Source organism: Polaromonas sp. P3_C2 (genome assembly GCF_056402675.1).
The window spans coordinates 1-1,021 of sequence record NZ_JBFUGX010001028.1 but is presented as its reverse complement, the minus strand read 5'-3'; the positions used below and the strand labels follow the sequence as shown (position 1 = coordinate 1,021).

The window sequence follows — 1,021 nt, the reverse complement described above, 5'->3', positions numbered from 1 at the left end:
GCCTTGTAGAGCCAGTGCGCCGCGACCCCGGATTCCGCCACCACATGCATGGCTTCGGTGCGCATCTGGAACTCGATGTTGGTACCGAAGGGGCCAACCAGCGTGGTGTGCAGAGACTGGTAACCGTTGATCTTCGGGATTGCRATGTAGTCCTTGAACTTTCCGGGCAGGGGCTTGTAGAGCTGGTGCAACACCCCCATGGCTGTGTAGCAGGCCGTCAGGTCTTTCACGATCACTCGAAACCCATAGAGATCGGTCACCTGGGCAAACGAAAGGTGCTTTTCATCCATCTTGCGGTAGATGGAATACAGCGTCTTTTCTCGTCCCGAGATCATCACCGGCACATGGGCGCCGGTAAAGGCCGATTCGACCTCTCCCTGCACCCGCTTGATCACGTCGCGCCGGCGGCCGCGGGCCTTCTGCAACGCCTTGGTCAAGGTGGCGTAGCGCCAGGGGTGCAGGTGCTGGAAGGAAAGGTCCTGCAATTCCCGGTAGGTCGTGTTCAGGCCCAGGCGGTGGGCGATGGGCGCGTAAATGTCCAGGGTTTCGCGCGAGATTCGGGTCCATTTGGCGCGCGGGACATCGCCCAGCGTGCGCATGTTGTGCGTCCGGTCAGCCAGCTTGATCAGGATGACCCGCACGTCGCGTGCCATGGCCAGCAGCATCTTGCGGAAAGACTCAGCCTGGTTTTCTTCCCGGGTGTTGAATTCCAGCTTTTCGAGTTTGGTCAGCCCGTCCACCAGTTCAGCCACCGGCGCGCCGAAACGCTCGATCAGCTCGGGCTTSGTGACGCCGCAGTCTTCAATGGCGTCATGCAGCAGGGCGGCCATGAGCGCCTGTGCATCCAGCTTCCACTCGGCGCATTGTTGCGCGACGGCGATAGGGTGGGTGATATAGGGTTCGCCGCTGTTGCGCAGCTGGCCCAGATGGGCCTCATCGGCAAAGCGATAGGCGCGGCGGACATTGTCAATGTCGGCAGCGCTCATGTAGTCGAGTTTCGCCGTGAGCGCAGCAAAGCTTG

General features: G+C 60.9%; 1 protein-coding gene. It reads right to left on the bottom strand.

Translation table 11 applies throughout. From position 1 onward, the window contains the following. The coding region (locus tag AC1DWI_RS24335; RefSeq protein ID WP_477726065.1) for a RelA/SpoT family protein at positions 1 to 1,021 on the bottom strand (1,021 nt) is incomplete at both ends.